The sequence below is a fragment of the Pseudanabaena sp. UWO311 genome (assembly GCF_006937785.1).
In the GTDB taxonomy this organism is placed as follows: Bacteria; Cyanobacteriota; Cyanobacteriia; order Pseudanabaenales; family Pseudanabaenaceae; genus Pseudanabaena.
Genome location: NZ_SJEE01000007.1, coordinates 86056 through 105045, shown reverse-complemented (window position 1 = coordinate 105045; position 18990 = coordinate 86056). Strand labels below are relative to the sequence as shown.

The window sequence follows — 18990 nt, the reverse complement described above, 5'->3', positions numbered from 1 at the left end:
GGTTACGGAATTTGCAACAATAATGGTTTATGAGAGTTTGCCCCAAAGGAGCACACTCTTATAAACCATTTAATTAAAGCCCATTACCGATCGCCAAAAATGCTGACCAATAATTAGGATGGTTATACTTTGGTGATTTGATAAGAGTAACTTGCGCTCTATGTAAAGCTTCAGTGGTTGTGACATCAACTTTTTTGAGTTCGCGATAAAAAGCTTCCATTAATGCTTGAGTTCCCTCGTCATTTACTGACCAGAGAGAGGCGATCGCATTTTTTGCACCTGCTTTTTGGACTTGGTATCCAAAGCCTAAAATTTCTACCCCATCCCCAAGTTTGCCGACTCCAGTTTGGCAAGCACTTAACACAATCAAATCTAGATTTGGAATTTGCCAATTGGTAATTTCGTTGAGTCGAATTTTGTCGCCATTACCAAAAATGATGAAGGAATTTTCTGGTGTACCAGTATTAAACTCAGCATGAGTGGCGAGGTGAAGAATATTGTGATTTTTGAATTTTGATTCGATCGCTTGGCGACTAAAATTTTCTTCGGTTAAAGCAACTGAATTATTAAAGGAATCAGCAATTGATTGTACTTCTTTAATCGTTGCAGGCAAAGCAATTTGTCCAAATTTTCGCTCACCCACTTTACCGCCAAATGCTCCTGCAAGGATACTAGGCTGAGATTTGGAGCGCGGCGAAAAATCAGAGAGAATATAGGCAATTAGATTGCTGATGCGATATTTCTCAATTAGCCATTGTTTGCCATCATACAGCGACGCTAAGGGGATATAGCGCAGTCTTCCATCAGGTGCATAGAGGATCGTTTCAGCTTTTGCTTGGGTGAGTTCTGTCTCAATGGGTTTAATTAGTAAATTGTAGAGTTCTTGAGCAGGTTCTTTGACATCCTCGGAGCCAGCATCAAGGAGTCCGCTCCTGAAATCAACAATTAACCTTTCTAGCTTCTCTTGAGAGATTTTCACAGTGCGGCTGATGGGAATTGCATTCGCAGAGAAGAGAATTAACTCTAAGCGATCGCTAAGAATTAGAGGATAGAAAAGGACTGTTCCTTGAGGAATTTGCTTGAGATAATCGGGAACTTTATTAAGCTCTGATTTCGGAAGTTGTTGAATCTGATTGGCAAGCTGGCGATTAAGTTCGGGTATTTGATCTTTGCTAATGCCTGAAAGCTGAGCAATAATCATTTTTTCTGGTTCCAGCATTCTAATCCCTTGCGATGTTCGATCATTCCCTTTGATATTTTTGAGATAGTCTTCCAGTTCTTGGACTTTGAGCAAGTCAAGAACTTGGATCGCCTCGATCACACGACCTTGATTGAGTAGTAGCCCAGCAAGTATCCGATAGGTAAATCCAACTCGACCTAAATAAGATTTCCGTTCTTCTTGGCTGAGTCCACGAATATCTTTACGAATGGATTCACGCACATTGACAGATTGTTTATAAGATAAAATTGCGAGATCGGGAAAATTTAGTCCATAAAATGACAATCCCAAATTATTGAGGATAATCCCTTCACCATCACGATCACCGATTTGTTTGGCGATTACTAAAGCTTGCTGGTAAGACTCGATTGCATTTTGATACTGTCCTAGATCGTTATATGTAAGCCCCAAACCGATCAATGAATATCCTTCTCCGTTACGATCGCCGATTTGCTTGGAGATGGCTAAAGACTGCTGGTAGAAATCGATTGCATTCTGATACTTTCCTATCCTGTAGTATCCATTTCCCAAACCGCCAAGTGATTTGCCTTCACCATTGCGATCGCCAATTTGTTTAAGGATTGCTAAAGCTTGCTGATAGTAATCAATTGCTTTCTGATACTGTCCTATATTGTTAGAGGTAAGCCCTAAACCAAGTAGTGAAGCTCCTTCTCCGCTACGATCGCCACTTTGTTTGGCAAGTGCTAAGGCTTGCTGATAGTAATCAATCGCTTTCTGATACTGTCCTATATTGTTAGAGGTAAGCCCCAGATTAGAGAGCGATTTTCCTTCGCTAAGGCGATCGCTGATTTGTCTAAATATTGCCAAGGATTGTTGATGGTAATCTATGGCTTTTTGGTACTCGCCCAGACTGGAGAATGTAGTGCCAAGATTACCAAGGGTAGATCCTTCGCCATTAAGATTGCTAGTTTGTTTAAAGATTACTAAAGCTTGCTGGTAGTAATCTATGGCTTTTTGATACTGTCCTAGCCTGTTGTGCGCATTGCCTAGTCCATTGAGCGAAGTACTTTCATTATTGCGATCGCGGATTTGCTTGCTAAATTCTAAACTTTGCTGAAAAGCGGCGATCGCTTGCTGATACTGTCCGATACTGATGTAGGCAATGCCCAACCCAATAAACGCATCTCCTTCTCCAAAGCGATCGCCAATTTGTTTAATGATTACTAAAGCTTGTTGGTAGTAGTCTATGGCTTTTTGATGTTCACCGAGGCTGTTATATACAAAACCAAGACTTATCAACGAAGCCTTTTCGCTGTTGAGATCGCCAAGTTGTTTAAAGATCTCTAAGGCTTGCTGAGAAGATTCTATTGCTTGCTGATACTTTCCTAGTCTGCCATACAGAATTCCGAGACTACCAAATGATTTCCCCTCACTAGCGCGATCGCCGATTTGCTTGGAAATGACTACGGATTTTTGATAATAATCGATCGCTGGTTGGTACTGTCCTAAACCGTTGTAGGCATTACCCAGTCCAAGGAGTGAATATCCTTCCCCATTACGATTGTCGATTTGCTTAAAGATTGCTAAGGATTGCAAATAAGCATCAATCGCTTTTTGATACTCTCCCAAATTGCTATAGATATAGCCCAGACTAAGCTGCGAAAATCCTTCACCGTAGAGATTGTTCGCAGTTTGGTAGATTTCTAATGCAGCTTTGTATGATTGGATTGCTTCACGGTATTGTTTTTGGGAAAGCTGTTGATTTGCTAATTGGATCAGTTGATCTGCTGATAATTTGGAATCCTGCGTCATCTGTGCTTGGGAAGTCAATAAAAGCAAGTCAGGCGGCAAACCTATGCCCATGAGTCCAGACACTAAAATAAACGTAAGTGAGTAAATCCGTGAAGCCATAACATCACCTTTGAACTTACCGAGTAATTATACATTTGCTAAAACTCCTTAGCTCAATACTCATGTAGGATTGCTGTAGCCCTAAAATATAGTTAACGAGCGTGCAATCTTCTCATCCTATTGCGATCGCATCAGATCATCTATCCGTAGCCGATCGCATCGAATCTTTTAAAGCAGGTTTTCTCGGCGCGATCACTAGTGTGTTCGCATTTTTTGCGATCGCGCTATCACATCATTTTTTGCAGAATTTTCTGACTGTTCATCTGACTGTGCAACTAATCAGCAGTTTTGAGCTTGGCAATCCCTTCACTTTGCTAATGAAGCTAGGCATGATTGGTTTTTCAGGTTTTTTGTTTGCAGTCACCTATCGCTACATCGTGCGCCGCGATCGCAACTCACATCTCAAATCGGGGGCGATTTTAGCTTTTGCTTGCATCCGTAGTTTTGCCACAATTGATCGCGATTTACCTGCACTAACGCTGTTGCCCTTAATCCAAATGGCTTTAGCGATCGCCATCTTGTTACTCGAAAATATTGTATGGTTAGCGATCGTGCAAAGTATTCTCGAAACCGCCATTCAGCACAAATGGATCGCCGCTTTTGGATCGGTAAAAGATTAATTAATTTATGACTAATCAAATCTGGCAATGGATCACTGAGCCGCTAGCGTTGGAATTCATGCGAAATGCCTTAATTGCAGGTGGCTTAGCAGGAATTATTTGTCCTGCGATCGGCTGCTTTTTGATCGTGCAGCGAATGGCGTTACTAGGCGATGTGATGACGCATACCGTCATGCCAGGGATGGCGATCGCCTTTTTTTATAAAATTGATGTGGCGATCGGCGCATTTATATCGGGGATTGGGAGTGCGTTTTTGATTGCATGGTTGCGATCGCAGACTCGCGTTAAGGTTGATGCGGCGATGGCGCTGACTTCTTCGAGCTTTTTTGCGATCGGCATTTTGTTGATTTCATTGCTGAAAATCAAGATTGATCTGCATGGCTTTTTGTTTGGCGATATTCTTAGCGTTTCCCAGACTGATACGATTCGAGCAGGAATAATTACCGTGATCGTGCTGGCTGCGATCGCTATGTTTTATAAGCAATTATTGTTTTATACCTTTGATCGGATTGGGGCACAGGCTTTGGGACTGCCCGTTAATCTGATCTATTTGGGATTAATGTCGGGAGTAACTTTGACGATTATTGCCAGTATGCAAACGATGGGCGTGGTGTTGGTGGTATCGCTATTAGTTGGTCCCGCGATTACCGCCTATTTATTAGTAAAGGAATTGCATCAGATGATTTTTGTGGGTGCGGGTTTAGGGGTTACGGCAAGTGCGATCGGTTTATATGCCAGTTACTATTTGAATTTGCCTTCGGGCCCTGCGATCGTTTTAGCAGTGCTGATCTTATTTTTACTGACTTTAGTTTTTAGCCCCAGTCAAGGCTTACTCACAGGCAAATAAAAAGCGGCGCATCACGCCGCTTTTTATTTTTCTATAAAAGCCAGCGCATCGCGATGCCTTTTATAGTTTTGATTTATGCTTCGGTTGTTTCTTCGGTTGCGCTTTCTTCAGACGCTTCAGCTACTTCAGCAATAACTTCTTCCACGACTGGTTGTGGTTTGGTTGGCTTAGGGCCTCTAACCAAAGCGAGATTTACGGGAGCTTTGACTTCTTCGTCCCTTCCGCCTCTTTTATCTCTCTTGCCTTTACCACCATCACGACCATCACGGCCAGAAGAACGCCTTTTGTCGGAGTCGTCAGACTGTCTAACGCTAGGAGTGGTTTCGTTGGTTTCGGGGTTTAGCTGACGATCTGCTTTTTTGATAGGACGTTCTACCATTGTTAAATTCCTGATTAACTTGATGTATTTGTATCCTAGCCTGTTTGGGCATACTCTCGCGAATAAAACTAGAAAGAGCGCTTTGCGCCCCTATAAAACCGTAAGAGTAGAGGTAGCGCTTCGCGCTACCTCTACTCTTACGGTTTTTACAAACTATTGACTGATGTTACGCAGAACGCAGATGATGAACCTCTTGTTGATAGCAAAGCAGGGCAACCACGGGGGGATTGCCCCTACCTGAAGATTCATGTTTTGTAGGGGCTGCGCCCCTGTGCCAGCCCCAAACATCGGCTATCGCAGGAATTCTATCTACGTAAGGTGAGCTATTGATTTAGGTAGAAATTTAATTTGCGATCGCATCAGAATCATGGATCTATTTTCTATCACTAACGTTATCGATAGACTTAGAGGTTCCGTAGTTAGGAATACAAAATCACAGTTTGACTAGCACTTAATCTCAAATCATTCTAAGCAATGATTAAGAAGTTAGCCAATGACAAATCACTATCCCGTTGTAATTGTTGGCGGTGGTCAGGCGGGTCTATCCATGAGCTATTGCTTAAAGGAAAGAGACTTAGACCATATAGTTTTTGAGAAAAATCAAATTGCGAATGCATGGCGATCGCAGCGTTGGGATTCCTTTTGCTTGGTAACTCCCAATTGGCAATGTCAACTTCCTGGATATCCCTATAAAGGTAATGAACCAGAAGGTTTTATCAAAAAAGATGAAATCGTTGCCTATATCGAAAATTACGCTCGCTCCTTTAATCCCCCGATTCAGGAAGGCGTGGAAGTGCTAAATTTGCGCCGAGGCGATCGCGGTATCTTTGAAGTGGCTACGAGCATTGGTGATTACACTGCCGATCAGGTTGTCGTAGCCGCAGGTGCATACCATCAGCCTAAGATTCCTAAAATCTCGGAGCGCTTGCCAGACCATATTTTGCAGGTTCATTCTTCAAAGTACAAAAATCCTGAATCTCTTCCCGATGGCGCTGTTTTGGTGATTGGTACTGGTCAATCGGGCTGCCAAATTGCCGAAGATTTACATCTGGCAGGGCGAAAAGTGCATCTATGTGTCGGTAGTGCGCCGCGATCGCCCCGTCGTTATCGCGGTAAGGATGCAGTGGAATGGCTTGATTTAATGGGATATTATGACCTATCGATTGATCAGCATCCCCAAAAAGAGAAGGTACGGAGCAAAGCTAACCACTATCTCACAGGGCGTGATGGTGGGCGAGAAATTGATTTGCGGCGCTTTGCTTTAGAAGGAATGCAATTGCATGGCAGATTAAAAAATATTGCTAGCAATAAATTGGAATTTTTCAATGACCTCAAGCAAAATCTTGATGGTGCTGATGCAGTTTCCGAGAGTATTAAGAAAACGATTGATAATTTTATTGCTAAAAATAATCTTGACGCACCCCTTGAGCCTCCCTATCAACCCGTCTGGCAACCAGCAATGGATATTCCCGATCTAGATTTGGCTGAGGCGAATATTACAACCGTGATCTGGTGTACAGGCTTTCAATCGGATTTCAGTTGGATCGAGATTCCCGTATTTGATGGCAAGGGTTACCCCTGTCACGATCGCGGTGTCACGGATATCAAAGGGCTGTACTTTTTAGGATTACCTTGGCTCTATACATGGGGTTCGGGCAGATTCTCTGGAGTTGCTAGAGATGCAACTTATCTCGCTGATTACATCATGGCGAGACGCAAGGTTTCCCATGTGAGCGATTGGACTGTAGTAAACGAGTTTTTGCTCGGTTCATGACTACCTATCGAAATCGATAGGTAAGTGATCGCATTTTGATAATTTCTCAAAGAAAGCGATCGCCTTCCTATCGATAAAGATAGAGTTCTCTTTTTCGTAGCTAGAGATACAAAATAGAACCTTGTCTAACAACTAATCTGGCTTCAAGTTCAGCTTTTAGCTTTTTGAGATTTTCTAATTTAAATATTACGTTGAGGAACAATAATGCCTGAAGTAACTACTCCTGCCCATCAGACTGGCGATTTCTTTGTGAACTATGAAGAGAAAGTATTTGAAGATGTCAAAGCTGAACCAGGGGAGAAAGCCCTAGTCACATTCCATACAGTAGCTTTTGAAGGTTCAATCGGTTTTGTGAACCTCTTGCAAGCAACACGCTTACTTCGCAAAGGTTTTGAAACGTCAATTTTGCTTTATGGCCCTGGGGTAACTCTGGGTGTACAGCGCGGTTTCCCCAAACTAGGCGACGCAGCTTTTCCAGGACATCAGAATTTCAACGATCAAATCACTAAGTTCATGTCTGAAGGTGGCAAAGTCTATGCTTGTCGCTTTGCATTGCAAGCTCTCTATGGACATGGCGAACCTTCGCTAATTCCTGGTATTCGTCCGATTAGTCCTCTGGATGTATTGGATATCATTCTTTTACATCGCAAAGATAATGCTTTCATTCTTGATACTTGGACTCTCTAGGAACTAGATAAATCGTGGATTACTCACGCAAAGTTAGAGCTGCCGCTGTCCAAATCAGTCCTGTGCTGTTTAGTCGCGATGGCACGACTGAGAAGGTCTTGCAAGCGATCGCAAACGCTGCTAAAGAAGGCGCTCAGATAGTCGTTTTCCCTGAGACCTTCGTTCCCTACTATCCCTACTTTTCCTTCGTGCAGCCACCTGTAATGATGGGAAAAGAGCATATGCGACTTTATGACGAAGCTGTGGTGGTTCCTAGTCCTGTGACGGATGCGGTTAGTCAAGCAGCGCGGTCGCATGGCATCGTTGTCGTATTGGGTGTAAATGAGCGGGACGGAGGTTCTCTCTATAACGCCCAATTGATTTTCGATGCGGATGGCTCACTATTATTGAAGCGCCGTAAAATCACGCCGACCTATCATGAGCGGATGGTATGGGGACAGGGAGATGGCGCAGGTTTGAAGGTAGTGGATACTGCGGTTGGGAAAGTGGGCGCTCTTGCTTGTTGGGAACATTACAATCCTTTAGCGAGATTTTCATTGATGTCTCAGCATGAGCAGATCCACTGCGCTCAGTTCCCAGGCTCTCTAGTTGGACAAATATTTGCTGACCAAATTGAAGTCACGATCCGCCATCACGCGCTGGAGTCTGGATGCTTTGTGATAAATGCTACTGGTTGGCTTTCGCCAGATCAAGTTGCGCAAATCACAACCGACGAGAAACTCCAAAAAGCTCTCAGTGGTGGGTGCAACACCGCCATCATTGGGCCAGAGGGCAATCATCTCTGTCCACCAATTACAGAAGGCGAAGGTATGGCGATCGCAGATCTAGATTTCTCGCTGATCACAAAGCGGAAACGCATGATGGACTCAGTTGGACATTATGCGCGTCCAGACCTGCTCCAAGCTCATTTAAATGCGGAACCATATTCAGGATTTCAGATCGCAAATTTCGATGAGAGCGTCACCCTTAATGAATAAGCAACAACTGATTACCGAACTACAAACTAAGGGTTTGCAACTAGTCGATCGCCAAAATGATCGCGAAAGCGATCGCCAAATGGGAGCGAATGGTCGCAAAGGTGGTGCTGGTCCGTCGGATCACAAGGCGATCGCGATTGATGGTACGACGGTGATGGTTCCAGTTTTCAACAGTTCGGCAGCAAGTTCTCCTTACACTGTGGAAATCAATGCCGAAACTAATGAGATGATCTTGGAATCGGGCAAAACTGCGATCGCGCCCATTTCTTTCCCGAAATCACCTAGTTTCTATAACCTCACCACCAGCGATGGGATTCCCTATTGGAAAATCGCCCTCTTGCATAGCCATGATGTACTAGCTACAACTGTTTTGCAGACCTGTATGCGCTACAACAATACGGATACTTCCTGCCAATTCTGTGCGATCGGCCAATCTCTTGAAGCAGGGCGTACCATATCTCGGAAAACGCCTGCTCAACTCGCGGAAGTTGCGGAAGCTGCGGTGCGACTAGATGGTGTCAAAAATATGGTGATGACTACGGGGACACCAAATACTAGCGATCGTGGAGCTGCTTATTTAACAGAATGCGCCAAAGCGATTAAGGCAAAAGTAGACATTCCGATTCAAGCCCAATGCGAACCTCCCGATGATTTCATCTGGTTTGAACGCATGAAAGCAGCAGGTATTGACACGTTAGGAATGCATCTGGAAGCTGCTGACCCAAAAGTTCGCGCCAAAATCATGTCGGGAAAAGCTAGCGTCCCCCTTGAATATTATTTTGAAGCTTTCGCTGCTGCCGTGAAAGTGTTTGGTTGGGGACAGGTCAGCACCTATCTTTTAGCTGGACTAGGCGATAGTTTAGAAACTCTGGTGGAAACCTGCGATCGCCTAATCAACATCGGTGTTTATCCATTCGTAGTTCCCTTTGTCCCGATTAGCGGCACACCATTAGCTAGTCATCCTGCACCGACGACTGAGTTTATGTTTGCGGTTTATGAGCAGGTGGGCGCATTACTAAAGCGATCGCATATGTCTTCAGCCGATATCAAAGCAGGATGCGCAAAATGTGGCGCTTGTTCAGCACTTTCTCTTTTTGAATAAGAATAAGCCCCTCACCCCTAGCCCCTCTCCCAGAGGGCTAACGTGTACACACAAGTTTGGATTATCTGTATACATCGCGGAAGCCCTGCACTCAAGTGCGGGCTAAGAGCTGAAGTCCACTGAAGTGGACTAAAGAATAATTTCTAAGCAACCTATTTCAACGTGTCGAATTTCTTCAGTCGGTTTCAACCGACTTTAGCTTTTAGCCCGCACTTGAGTGCAGGGCGACTTGAGTATACTTACTCCCCTTCTCCCGCGGGAGAAAGGGCTGGGGGATGAGGGCAGAATATTAAACCTAGGGATAATTATCATGACTTCCGATTACATCTTCAAACTCGCATCTACACCACAAGAAATCGACGCATACTTTGAACTTCGCAAAGCAATCTTTGTCGAAGAACAATATGTATTTGAAGAGAATGATGTTGATGACATCGATGCGATCGCCTATCCGATTGTTGCCATTAACCCTGAGAATAATCAAGTTGTGGGCGTTGTCCGCATCTATGAAACCGAAAAAGGCATCTGGTATGGCGGTAGATTAGGTACTCATAAAGATTATCGACGGGGTTGGCAAATTGGCAAAGGCTTGATTTACAAAGCCGTGACTACAGCGAACACATGGGGCTGCGATCGCTTTTTCGCCACAGTCCAAATTCAGAATGTGCGCTTCTTCCAACGTCTGCATTGGGAATCTCTTAAAGAAATGACAATCTGCGATCGCCCCCATCACTTTATGGAAGCTGACCTTAATTTTTATCCCCCAAGTGATGAAATTCGTCCTGCATTTCCATCTCAAATCCGCGAGGCTTCATAGATGCTAGCGGAACTCGCAGCTAAGCTCAGGCAGTCTATGGGTATCTTGCATAAGCAGGATATTCAGATTACGGCAAGAGGTTTAGGTGAGCAATGGAATGAGTCAATTCTGTTAGGCGATGACTGTGCGGCGATTCCAGATCGTGATGGCTATTTGTTACTGGCTGCTGAGGGCATGTTACCGCAATTAGTCGAGACTGATCCTTGGTTTGCGGGTTGGTGTGCAGTGATGGTCAATGTCAGTGACATTTACTCGATGGGGGGTGAGCCGAACGCAGTTGTCGATACTCTGTGGAGTCAATCGACCGATTCTATTTCAGAATTATTAGCAGGGATGAAAGCAGCGTCTATTGCCTATCAAGTTCCAATTGTCGGTGGTCATACTAATTGCCGTAGTCCCTACAATGCTTTGTCAGTGGCGATTCTGGGACGCGCTCAAAAGTTGCTCACCAGTTTTAACGCTCAGCCTAATGATGTATTGTTAGCTGCGATCGATATGCGGGGTCAATTTCATCCTGACTATCCCTTCTGGAATGCGGCAACTAAAGCTGATCCGCAGCAGCTACGCAAGAATCTCTCAATTTTGCCATGTTTAGCCAAATCAGAATTATGTGACACCGCTAAAGATATCAGTATGGGCGGTATTATCGGCACTTTACTGATGCTCACAGAAACTTCCAATTGTGGTGCAATTCTCGATCTTGATCAGATTCCTTGTCCTGAGAATGTGCCTTTTGAGCGTTGGCTGATTTCGTTCCCTAGCTATGGATTTTTATTGAGTGTGCGCCCTGAAAATGTAGAAGCAGTACAAACTCTTTTTCATGCTCAAGATTTGGTTTGCGCAGTGGTCGGGGAGATTCAATCTAATGCAGAAGTGATCTTGCGATCGCAAGGTGAGACAACTCTATTCTGGGACTTCTCTCAGCAATCTTTAACGGGCTTTAGCGATTCCTTTCAGGATGCGTCCTGCCGCAAAGACAAATAATTGTTAAGCGATCGCAACCCAAATTCTCACAATTCCAGCATTTTTACTTATAGTCATTTCTCATTTACACCTTACCCAGTGAAACATTAGAACTACTCGATCGCATCGCACCAAAAGGCGATCGGAGCCACTTCATCGATCTCGCAGTTAAGTATTACATCAACGCCGAAGCAAAGAAAAATCTCAGAGAAAAACTCAAGCAGGGCGCATTACGCTGGGTAGATCGAGACTTAGGGTTAGTTTGGGATTAATCGATCTCTAAAGTTTGATCACAACAGCAATATAAATTTGCAAGTTCATAAAAGCCCAGATCTCCGACTTTTTCTATGCTATCAAAAGTGATTTGCAAGTTCACAAAAAAAGTCGGAGATCTTAATCTTTGCTTTTCGGTTGAGTGCTAAGCGATCTTCTATAAACTATGGGGGCGGTATGCTTTACAATCATTCCCATGCGTGAGGCAAACAAAAATGAGCAACTTCTCTTCTTCAGAAACCTCTAACGATCGCGACGAATATCCTCAAGTAACACAAGCAGATTTAGATCGCGCTAAATTTCGCATTGGCATGAAACCATCATCGCGCAAACAAAGTATCACGCTCTCATTAGATGCTAACCTCATTGAATACTTCAAATTAAAAGCAGGAGAAAGTGGCTATCAAAACCTAATTAACGAAATCTTGCGTCAAGCCAAAGAGAATGAAGAGTTAGGAAAAGTTTTGCAATGATAGATGCTATGCGATCGCACATCACACCCAATTATCCATACATTTCCGTAATAATCCTTCTTAACTGAGCCGCCTCATCTTCAGCTAAAACATCAATCTTATTTTTGAGACGAACCTTGCTAATAGTCCGAATCTGATCTACGGCAATCTCAGCATCTGCTCCAGCACAATTAATTTGCAAACGACTGCGCCATTTCGGATGCAGCTTAGAAGTCAACGGACAAATCACCACAGTATCTAGAGCAGAATTCATCGTATCTTGACTAATCACAACCACAGGACGGATTTTGCTAATTTCACCACCAATCGTAGGATTGAGATCAGCAAAATAAATTTCATAGAGTTTGGGTTGCAACTTCATCCATCTCAATTCCATCTAAAACAATATTTTCAAAATCTTGCCAATCCTCACGTTCCTGAGCCATTTCCCGATAAGTCTCCTCCCAAGACAACTTCACATCATCTACTTTTCGCAACAAAATCCCTCGCTCTGTCTCTTCCAAAAGCAACTCATCATAAAAGCCATACTTTTGTAATATCAACTTAGGCAATCTCACGCCTTTAGAGTTGCCAATCGAAACTAACTTAATACTCTGAACTCGTGGATGCTTCTTCATGCCATCTTTTCACGCCCTTATAACTATAGTGACAATATAGAAAATCTTACGGAAACAGATTGTAATTACAGTATCTACTTTTTGGCGATATGTCAAGTTTACAAAAAATCGGGGAGCCTAATCTCTGAGCTTCAAGTTGCGCGATCGCACTAAATATTCATCTTTTTTGCTGGCATGAATGAGTCCTTAAAATTTGGCACAAAAAAAGGGGCGCAATGCGCCCCTTTCTGATTTTACGGTGATGTTGTTAACACTGCTACTGATTTTGCATTTGGTGCTTTAGCTTGAAGAAACTGGGTTTCTTTTACGGCTTGATTGGAGAGGGAGAAGAGAGGATTAGAAGCAATACCAGCGATCGCAGTAAATATCAACGTAAATACTAGCGCCGCTTGTAAAGGCTTCATACCAACCTGAGTCCATGAGATCTCTGGATAGTTGCGAATCGACTCGGACATTTCTTGAGGCTCTTTGACCACCATCATCTTGACGACGCGGATGTAGTAATAGAGAGAAACTACGCTCATGACTAGAGCTAGCAATACCAAGCCATAAGCATGAGCTTGCCAACCAGCCCAGAAAATGTAGAGCTTACCAAAGAAACCTGCAAGCGGAGGAATACCACCGAGGGACAGTAAGCAAACACTTAGAGCCAAGGTGAGTAGAGGATCTTTTTGGTAGAGACCACTGTATTCGCTGATTTGATCGGTTCCCGTGCGAGAAGCAAACAAGATTACACAGGCAAAAGCACCCATGTTCATGAATAGATACAGGATCAAGTAAAAGATCATGCTGGCGTAACCCGCTTCGGAGTCGATCGCCATGCCGAGCATTACAAAACCTGCTTGACCGATGGATGAATATGCAAGCATCCGCTTCATACTCGTTTGCGCGATCGCAACGACGTTGCCCAAAACCATGCTCAAAACTGTCAATACCACAAAAACGTAATGCCATTGCAGCGAAGCAAGAGGGAAAACGGTAATTAAAAATCTGAGAGCAAGTCCAAAACCTGCAACTTTCGAGCCGATCGATAAAAAGGCAACTACAGGAGTTGGTGAGCCTTCGTATACGTCAGGAGTCCATTGGTGGAAAGGTACTGCCGAAAGCTTGAAGGAGACTCCCGCAATTACAAACACCATTGAAATGATCAGAGCAGTATTGCTTACGGTGATCTTCGATGCGATCGCCGCTAATGAAGTTTCGCCGCCAGAGAGTCCGTACAGCAAAGACATGCCATAGAGGAAAATTGCTGAGCTAGCTGCACCGACTAATAAATACTTAAGAGCTGCTTCGTTAGAACGGGGATCTCGTTTGGTATAGCCTGACAGCAAGTATGACGAAATACTCAAGGTTTCAAGGGCGACAAATACCATCACCATTTCGTCAGCGCCAGTGAGGAACATGCCGCCCAAGGTGGCACTAAGCAAAATGACTAAATATTCGCCCACCACTACGCCCGACTGCTCTAAATAACGCACCGAGACGAGAATCGTTAGTAGAGCCGAAAGGGCAATGATGCCGCGAAAAATAATGCTGAGTTTGTCGCTATTAAAGCTACCCAAAAAGGCGATCGGGTTTTCTAAGCTCGTCCATTGCCAGATCAAAGCGCCTGTGGAAACCGCTAAACCTGCGATCGCAATGTAGGGTAGAACATTTGCCGATTTGCGCCCCGAGGCAATCAGATCGACGATCAATACGAGTACCAATGTCCCAATGACGATTAGTTCTGGCAAGATCGCGCCACTATTGAGCAGAGCATTGAGACTTGCTGTATCCATACTTAATTCATGTGTTATTGCTATGGCAATTGTATAGCAAAAATAGAGTCGCTCTTATTTCTTGCAACCTCCTCTACTTGAGAATTATCTGTCAGAAATCTGCCAGCAAGGTGATGATATCAAACCCCGATCTATCCTTTGGCAGCAGGACTTAGGTAGATTTTGTCCTAATTATAGTCAGCTCAATACATAGATTAAATACTATGTGTTGCATAAAAATAATAGGCTTTACTCTATGAAGGTTTAACTCTAAGATATCAATAGCAACGAATCAATCGTTCTCAAGTTTTTTCGCTAAGTCTTCTCATAACTTAGCTTCTGAATCTGGGTGAGTTGAGATTGCCTGTAGCTTTGCAAGCTGCAATTTAACTAAGGGCGATCGCAGCTTGGCTTTACGATGACTTAATAACACCTTAAAAATTTAATCACTTTTTCTAACGTCAATTAAAGGAACGAAATTATGTCTGATTTCAAGCACAACATTTCACGGCGGCGCTTTATCGCCACAGCAGGAGCAACCGCTCTCAGCTCAGTTTTGCTCAAAGGCTGTCTTGGTAATCCCCCCGAAGATACCCCAACCATTACTTCGGCACAGGCTACCAAAATCAGTATTCCCACTGAGCAAGTCCCAGAGATTACAAAAGTGAGACTGGGATATTTGCCAATTATTGAAGCCGCCCCATTGATAATTGCTAAAGAAAAAGGCTTTTTTGCTAAATATGGCATGACTGATGTCGATATCTCCAAGCAAGCCAACTGGGGTGCAGCAAGAGATAATGCCAAAATTGGCTCTTCCGCAGGTGGTATAGATGGCGGTCAGTGGCAAATGCCAATGCCCTATTTGATGTCAGAGGGAATCATCACTGACAACCTCAAAATCCCAATGTATGTATTACTTCAATTGAATACACAGGGCAATGGCATTGCGATCGCTGGCAAACACAAAGATAAGGGATTATCCCTAAAAATCGATAAAGCTAAAGAGTTCTTTGAGAAAACCAAGTCCGAAGGCGCAAAATTCAAAGCCGCCTACACTTTCCCAAAAGCCAATCAAGAATTTTGGATTCGCTACTGGCTTGCTGCTAATGGAGTCGATCCTGATACTGACATTGAATTATTGACTGTTCCTGCGGCTCAAACCGTAGCAAATATGAAGACTGGCACAATGGATGCCTTCAGTACTGGGGACCCATGGCCCTATCGCATCGTCAAAGAGAAGATCGGCTTTGTTTCTGCGCTCACTGCGGAAATTTGGAAAGGACATCCTGAAGAATATTTAGCAATGCGAGCTGACTGGGTAGATAAGTATCCTAAAGCAACTAAGGCAATCCTGAAAGCAATTATGGAAGCTCAACAATGGTGTGACAACTTCGATAATCGCAAAGAGTTAGTTCAGATTGTGGCTACTAAAAACTATTTTGGTGTTGCGACTGAAATCCTTGAAGACACGATGATGGGCAAGTATGACATGGGTGATGGTCGCGTCATCAATGACAAGAGCATGGCTCCGCTCTATTGGAAAGATTCAAAAGGCAATGTTTCCTATCCTTATCAAAGTCATGATCTCTGGTTCATCACCGAAAGCGTGCGTTGGGGCTTCTTACCGAAAGATTCTTTAGCTACAGCTAAGGAGTGGATCAAAAAGGTCAATCGTGAGGATCTTTGGCGCGAGGCAGCAAAAGAAGCTGGTATTCCTGCTGCCGACATTCCGACTAGTACTTCTCGCGGTATTGAAGAATTCTTCGATGGTACAAAGTTCGATCCTGAGAATCCACAAGCCTATCTTGATGGTTTGAAGATCAAGAAGGCCTAACTAAAAAATCTAAATAACAACCTAAAAATTACTGTGTGAGGAATATCAAATGAAGAAAATTTACTCTATTGCCAAGATTGGCTTGCTTTTGTCTGGTTTGCAGCTATCTTATGGTGCGATCGCAGTCTCCGCCGAAACCAAAACTGAAACAAAAACTGCTGTTGATTCAAAAACTCTTGTTCTCGCAGAAAATGTAACTCCACCAACTTCTATTATCAATAAAGCTCCTAGTTCTGAAGTGTCTCAGTTGAGTGCAGAAATTCGCCGTGACACCATCAGTCCCAATACAACTGCTCAGAATGTCACATCTGTTTCCCAGCTATCTGATGTGCGTCCCACTGATTGGGCTTTTACGGCTTTGCAGTCTCTCGTTGAGCGCTATGGTTGTATCGCAGGATATCCCGATCGCACATTTCGCGGCAAACAAGCAACCTCACGCTATGAGTTTGCGGCTGGCTTAAATGCCTGTCTCGACAAAATCAATGAAATCATTTCGGCTGGACTAGCTGACAAGGTTAGCAAGGAAGATCTTGCCACTTTGCAAAAGCTTCAAGAAGAGTTTGCTGCGGAACTAGCAACTTTGCGCGGTCGTGTCGATGCCCTTGATGCGAAGACTGCCAAGCTTGAGGCGCAACAATTCTCGACCACAACCAAACTCAGTGGCGAAGCGATTTTTAGTGTGTCGGGCGCAACAGGAGCAAGGACTGGTTTCACGAACACTAACATTGTCTTTAATAACCGTGTACGCCTGAATTTATTGACCAGTTTTTCTGGTAAAGACTTATTGATTACGGGATTGCAAGCCACAAATATCAACAGTCTGGCTCAACCTTTAGGCTATGCTGATCCCCTCGGCAGTTCTAGCAATGTCAAATTGGGATTTGAAAATCAATTCCTCAATTTCAATCCATCTAACTCCAATACGGCTGCCGCAAACTCAGTTAACCTTTACAAGTTACTCTACATTTTTCCAGTTGCTGATAAGTTGACAATGTTTGCAGGTTCTAATGCGGAAGTTTCTGATGCTTTCCCCGCAATTAGCCCATTTGCTAGTGAAGGGCAAGGCTCTATCTCCCGTTTTGGCCAAGGTTTAAATGCTGCAACCCGTGTATCTGGAGGTACATCTGGTACTGGGCTAGCGGCGGCTGTTGGTTTTATTTGGAATATTTCTGATAAGGTTGATTTTCGAGCTTTATATGGAAGTGTTAACTCTGCGATCGCTACTAACAGCCCCACTAGTTTGCTTGGGGCAGGCTTCTTTGGCGGTAGTAGCGTTGCGGCTGCTCAATTAACCCTCAAGCCCACTTCTACTCTTGATATTGGGCTCAACTATGCTAATAGCTATCACCAGATCAATATTTTGGGAACTGGCTTAGCTTCCGCAGACATTGGTGCAATTAATGCAGGAGGACTAGGCAACCCCATCAAGATGGATTCTGTAGGTGCAACTTTGACTTGGCGATTTGCTCCCAAGGTTGCCTTTAATGTATCGGGTGCTTGGATCTTTGCAAACCTTACTGGTGTCAATGCATCAACTACCTTTACTAGTTGGATGACAGGATTCCATTTCAGTGATGTATTCAATGAAGGAAATACAGCTGGAATTATCTTTGGACAACCTCTTGCACGGAGTTCGGCAGGTGGACTTGCCACGATTCCAACTGGATTTACGGCAACTCCATATCATTTAGAAGGTTATTTCAATTTTAAATTGTCCAAAAACATCAGTGTTACTCCAGGCGTATTCTTTGTGTTTAATCCAGAGGGTATCAATAACGCGCCTACTGCGACTGTCGGTGTAGTTCGGACAACATTCACATTCTAAGGTTTTCAGCTAAGAACAGTTTTAATCAACAATAAAAAAGTAGGAGTAACAAGTTTATGGCAGCAAGTATTGGTAACCGCAATTCGTCAAATGCGATCGCGAAGTTTTGGCAGAAAAATGCTCAAAATTGGGCGCTCCCAATCATTGGGATTTTAGGATTTCTCGCTGTATGGCAACTTCTCTCAAGCATTGGCTTAGTCAAATTGCCTGGACCATGGAATATTATGGCTGAGAAATCCACTCGTAATTTATTGCTTTATCCTTTCTTCGATCGCGGTGGTACAGATAAAGGACTATTCTGGCAGACTCTTGCTAGCTTTGAGCGCGTGGCTAAGGGTTACTCATTAGCGGCTGTCGTCGGGATTGGAGTCGGGATTCTAGTTGGCACTAATGCGGTTATCGACAAAGCTCTCGATCCATTGTTCCAATTCTTGCGAACTGTTCCACCACTTGCATGGGTTCCGATCGCTCTGGCTGCACTGCGTCAAAATGAACCAGCCGCCTTGTTTGTTATCTTTATCACCGCAGTATGGCCAATCTTGCTCAATACCGCAGTGGGTGTTAAGCAAATCCCTCAAGACTACCGCAACGTTTCACGAGTTCTCCAACTTTCACGCCAAAAGTATTTCTTTAAGATTCTGATTCCTTCCGCTCTTCCCTATATTTTCACTGGGCTACGCATTTCCATTGGTCTTGCATGGCTCGCGATTATCGCCGCAGAAATCATCATGTCAGGTATCGTCGGTATTGGCTTCTTTATTTGGAATGCCTACACTAACGATAAAGTCGGTGAAGTTATTCTGGCTCTAGTTTATATCGGTGCTGTTGGCTTGATCCTTGACCGTGCGATCGGCTGGCTTCAGAACGTGATTTTGCCTGAAGAACAGAAGTAAAAAGATCCCCCTAGCCCCCCTTAAAAAGGGGGGAAAAGAAAATTATCTTCTTCCCCCTTTT

General features: G+C 43.9%; 17 protein-coding genes. 12 read left to right on the top strand and 5 right to left on the bottom strand.

Features of this window, described 5'->3' with window-relative positions:
* Nucleotides 1-73: 73 nt before the first annotated feature.
* Nucleotides 74-3091, bottom strand: a complete 3018-nt coding sequence (locus tag PseudUWO311_RS08040; RefSeq protein WP_142654679.1) for a CHAT domain-containing protein — start codon at nt 3089-3091, stop codon at nt 74-76.
* Nucleotides 3092-3192: 101 nt separating this feature from the next.
* On the opposite strand from PseudUWO311_RS08040, the gene PseudUWO311_RS08035 reads away from it, so the two are divergent.
* Entirely contained in the window at nt 3193-3711 is a 519-nt protein-coding gene (locus PseudUWO311_RS08035) for a hypothetical protein (protein WP_142654678.1), read from the top strand.
* 7 nt (nt 3712-3718) lie between these two features.
* On the top strand, nt 3719-4558 hold the full coding sequence (locus tag PseudUWO311_RS08030; protein WP_223807497.1) for a metal ABC transporter permease: 840 nt from the start codon (nt 3719-3721) through the stop codon (nt 4556-4558).
* Nucleotides 4559-4631: 73 nt separating this feature from the next.
* Here PseudUWO311_RS08030 and PseudUWO311_RS08025 read toward each other — a convergent pair whose 3' ends face one another.
* On the bottom strand, nt 4632-4937 hold the full coding sequence (locus tag PseudUWO311_RS08025; protein WP_103668102.1) for a hypothetical protein: 306 nt from the start codon (nt 4935-4937) through the stop codon (nt 4632-4634).
* Between the two features lie 493 nt (nt 4938-5430).
* Between PseudUWO311_RS08025 and PseudUWO311_RS08020 the strand changes: the two genes are divergently transcribed.
* From PseudUWO311_RS08020 to PseudUWO311_RS07985, 7 genes are all read left to right on the top strand, one after another.
* Nucleotides 5431-6711, top strand: a complete 1281-nt coding sequence (locus tag PseudUWO311_RS08020) for an MSMEG_0569 family flavin-dependent oxidoreductase (RefSeq protein WP_142654677.1) — start codon at nt 5431-5433, stop codon at nt 6709-6711.
* 204 nt (nt 6712-6915) lie between these two features.
* Entirely contained in the window at nt 6916-7398 is a 483-nt protein-coding gene (locus PseudUWO311_RS08015; protein WP_103668100.1) for an MSMEG_0572/Sll0783 family nitrogen starvation response protein, read from the top strand.
* Nucleotides 7399-7412: 14 nt separating this feature from the next.
* Entirely contained in the window at nt 7413-8375 is a 963-nt protein-coding gene (locus PseudUWO311_RS08010) for a Nit6803 family nitrilase (RefSeq protein WP_190303435.1), read from the top strand.
* Nucleotides 8368-9477, top strand: a complete 1110-nt coding sequence (locus tag PseudUWO311_RS08005; protein ID WP_142654675.1) for an MSMEG_0568 family radical SAM protein — start codon at nt 8368-8370, stop codon at nt 9475-9477. Before PseudUWO311_RS08010 ends, PseudUWO311_RS08005 begins: the two co-directional genes overlap by 8 nt.
* Before the next feature lie 310 nt (nt 9478-9787).
* A complete protein-coding gene (locus PseudUWO311_RS08000) occupies nt 9788-10294 on the top strand; it encodes an MSMEG_0567/Sll0786 family nitrogen starvation N-acetyltransferase (RefSeq protein ID WP_181016159.1) in 507 nt (168 codons plus the stop codon).
* Nucleotides 10295-11278, top strand: a complete 984-nt coding sequence (locus PseudUWO311_RS07995; RefSeq protein ID WP_142654674.1) for a sll0787 family AIR synthase-like protein — start codon at nt 10295-10297, stop codon at nt 11276-11278.
* Between the two features lie 467 nt (nt 11279-11745).
* On the top strand, nt 11746-12003 hold the full coding sequence (locus PseudUWO311_RS07985) for a BrnA antitoxin family protein (RefSeq protein ID WP_142654673.1): 258 nt from the start codon (nt 11746-11748) through the stop codon (nt 12001-12003).
* Between the two features lie 31 nt (nt 12004-12034).
* On the opposite strand, the gene PseudUWO311_RS07980 is transcribed toward PseudUWO311_RS07985, so the two are convergent.
* From PseudUWO311_RS07980 to PseudUWO311_RS07970, 3 genes are all read right to left on the bottom strand, one after another.
* On the bottom strand, nt 12035-12364 hold the full coding sequence (locus PseudUWO311_RS07980) for a type II toxin-antitoxin system PemK/MazF family toxin (RefSeq protein WP_223807496.1): 330 nt from the start codon (nt 12362-12364) through the stop codon (nt 12035-12037).
* Complete coding sequence (locus tag PseudUWO311_RS07975; protein ID WP_142654671.1) at nt 12339-12620, bottom strand: AbrB/MazE/SpoVT family DNA-binding domain-containing protein; 282 nt, start codon at nt 12618-12620, stop codon at nt 12339-12341. The genes PseudUWO311_RS07980 and PseudUWO311_RS07975 overlap by 26 nt, the downstream gene beginning before the upstream one ends.
* Nucleotides 12621-12853: 233 nt before the next feature.
* Complete coding sequence (locus PseudUWO311_RS07970; RefSeq protein ID WP_142654670.1) at nt 12854-14398, bottom strand: NAD(P)H-quinone oxidoreductase subunit N; 1545 nt, start codon at nt 14396-14398, stop codon at nt 12854-12856.
* A 460-nt stretch (nt 14399-14858) separates the two neighbouring features.
* On the opposite strand from PseudUWO311_RS07970, the gene PseudUWO311_RS07965 reads away from it, so the two are divergent.
* The 3 genes from PseudUWO311_RS07965 to ntrB are packed head-to-tail and all read left to right on the top strand — an operon-like array spanning nt 14859 to nt 18929.
* A complete protein-coding gene (locus tag PseudUWO311_RS07965; RefSeq protein WP_142654669.1) occupies nt 14859-16211 on the top strand; it encodes a CmpA/NrtA family ABC transporter substrate-binding protein in 1353 nt (450 codons plus the stop codon).
* 49 nt (nt 16212-16260) lie between these two features.
* Nucleotides 16261-18036 (top strand): iron uptake porin, encoded by a 1776-nt coding sequence (locus tag PseudUWO311_RS07960; protein ID WP_142654668.1) that lies wholly within the window; start codon nt 16261-16263, stop codon nt 18034-18036.
* Nucleotides 18037-18092: 56 nt separating this feature from the next.
* Nucleotides 18093-18929, top strand: a complete 837-nt coding sequence (gene ntrB, locus PseudUWO311_RS07955) for a nitrate ABC transporter permease (RefSeq protein WP_142654667.1) — start codon at nt 18093-18095, stop codon at nt 18927-18929.
* Nucleotides 18930-18990: the final 61 nt, after the last annotated feature.

Coding starts and splice junctions, on each gene's coding strand:
- PseudUWO311_RS07965 (WP_142654669.1), top strand. CDS start 14,859: ATGTCTGATTTCAAGCACAACATTTCACGGCGGCGCTTTATCGCCACA.
- PseudUWO311_RS07975 (WP_142654671.1), bottom strand. CDS start 12,620: ATGAAGAAGCATCCACGAGTTCAGAGTATTAAGTTAGTTTCGATTGGC.
- PseudUWO311_RS07985 (WP_142654673.1), top strand. CDS start 11,746: ATGAGCAACTTCTCTTCTTCAGAAACCTCTAACGATCGCGACGAATAT.
- PseudUWO311_RS08020 (WP_142654677.1), top strand. CDS start 5,431: ATGACAAATCACTATCCCGTTGTAATTGTTGGCGGTGGTCAGGCGGGT.
- ntrB (WP_142654667.1), top strand. CDS start 18,093: ATGGCAGCAAGTATTGGTAACCGCAATTCGTCAAATGCGATCGCGAAG.
- PseudUWO311_RS07980 (WP_223807496.1), bottom strand. CDS start 12,364: ATGAAGTTGCAACCCAAACTCTATGAAATTTATTTTGCTGATCTCAAT.
- PseudUWO311_RS08040 (WP_142654679.1), bottom strand. CDS start 3,091: ATGGCTTCACGGATTTACTCACTTACGTTTATTTTAGTGTCTGGACTC.
- PseudUWO311_RS08005 (WP_142654675.1), top strand. CDS start 8,368: ATGAATAAGCAACAACTGATTACCGAACTACAAACTAAGGGTTTGCAA.
- PseudUWO311_RS07995 (WP_142654674.1), top strand. CDS start 10,295: ATGCTAGCGGAACTCGCAGCTAAGCTCAGGCAGTCTATGGGTATCTTG.
- PseudUWO311_RS08025 (WP_103668102.1), bottom strand. CDS start 4,937: ATGGTAGAACGTCCTATCAAAAAAGCAGATCGTCAGCTAAACCCCGAA.
- PseudUWO311_RS08015 (WP_103668100.1), top strand. CDS start 6,916: ATGCCTGAAGTAACTACTCCTGCCCATCAGACTGGCGATTTCTTTGTG.
- PseudUWO311_RS08000 (WP_181016159.1), top strand. CDS start 9,788: ATGACTTCCGATTACATCTTCAAACTCGCATCTACACCACAAGAAATC.
- PseudUWO311_RS08030 (WP_223807497.1), top strand. CDS start 3,719: ATGACTAATCAAATCTGGCAATGGATCACTGAGCCGCTAGCGTTGGAA.
- PseudUWO311_RS07960 (WP_142654668.1), top strand. CDS start 16,261: ATGAAGAAAATTTACTCTATTGCCAAGATTGGCTTGCTTTTGTCTGGT.
- PseudUWO311_RS07970 (WP_142654670.1), bottom strand. CDS start 14,398: ATGGATACAGCAAGTCTCAATGCTCTGCTCAATAGTGGCGCGATCTTG.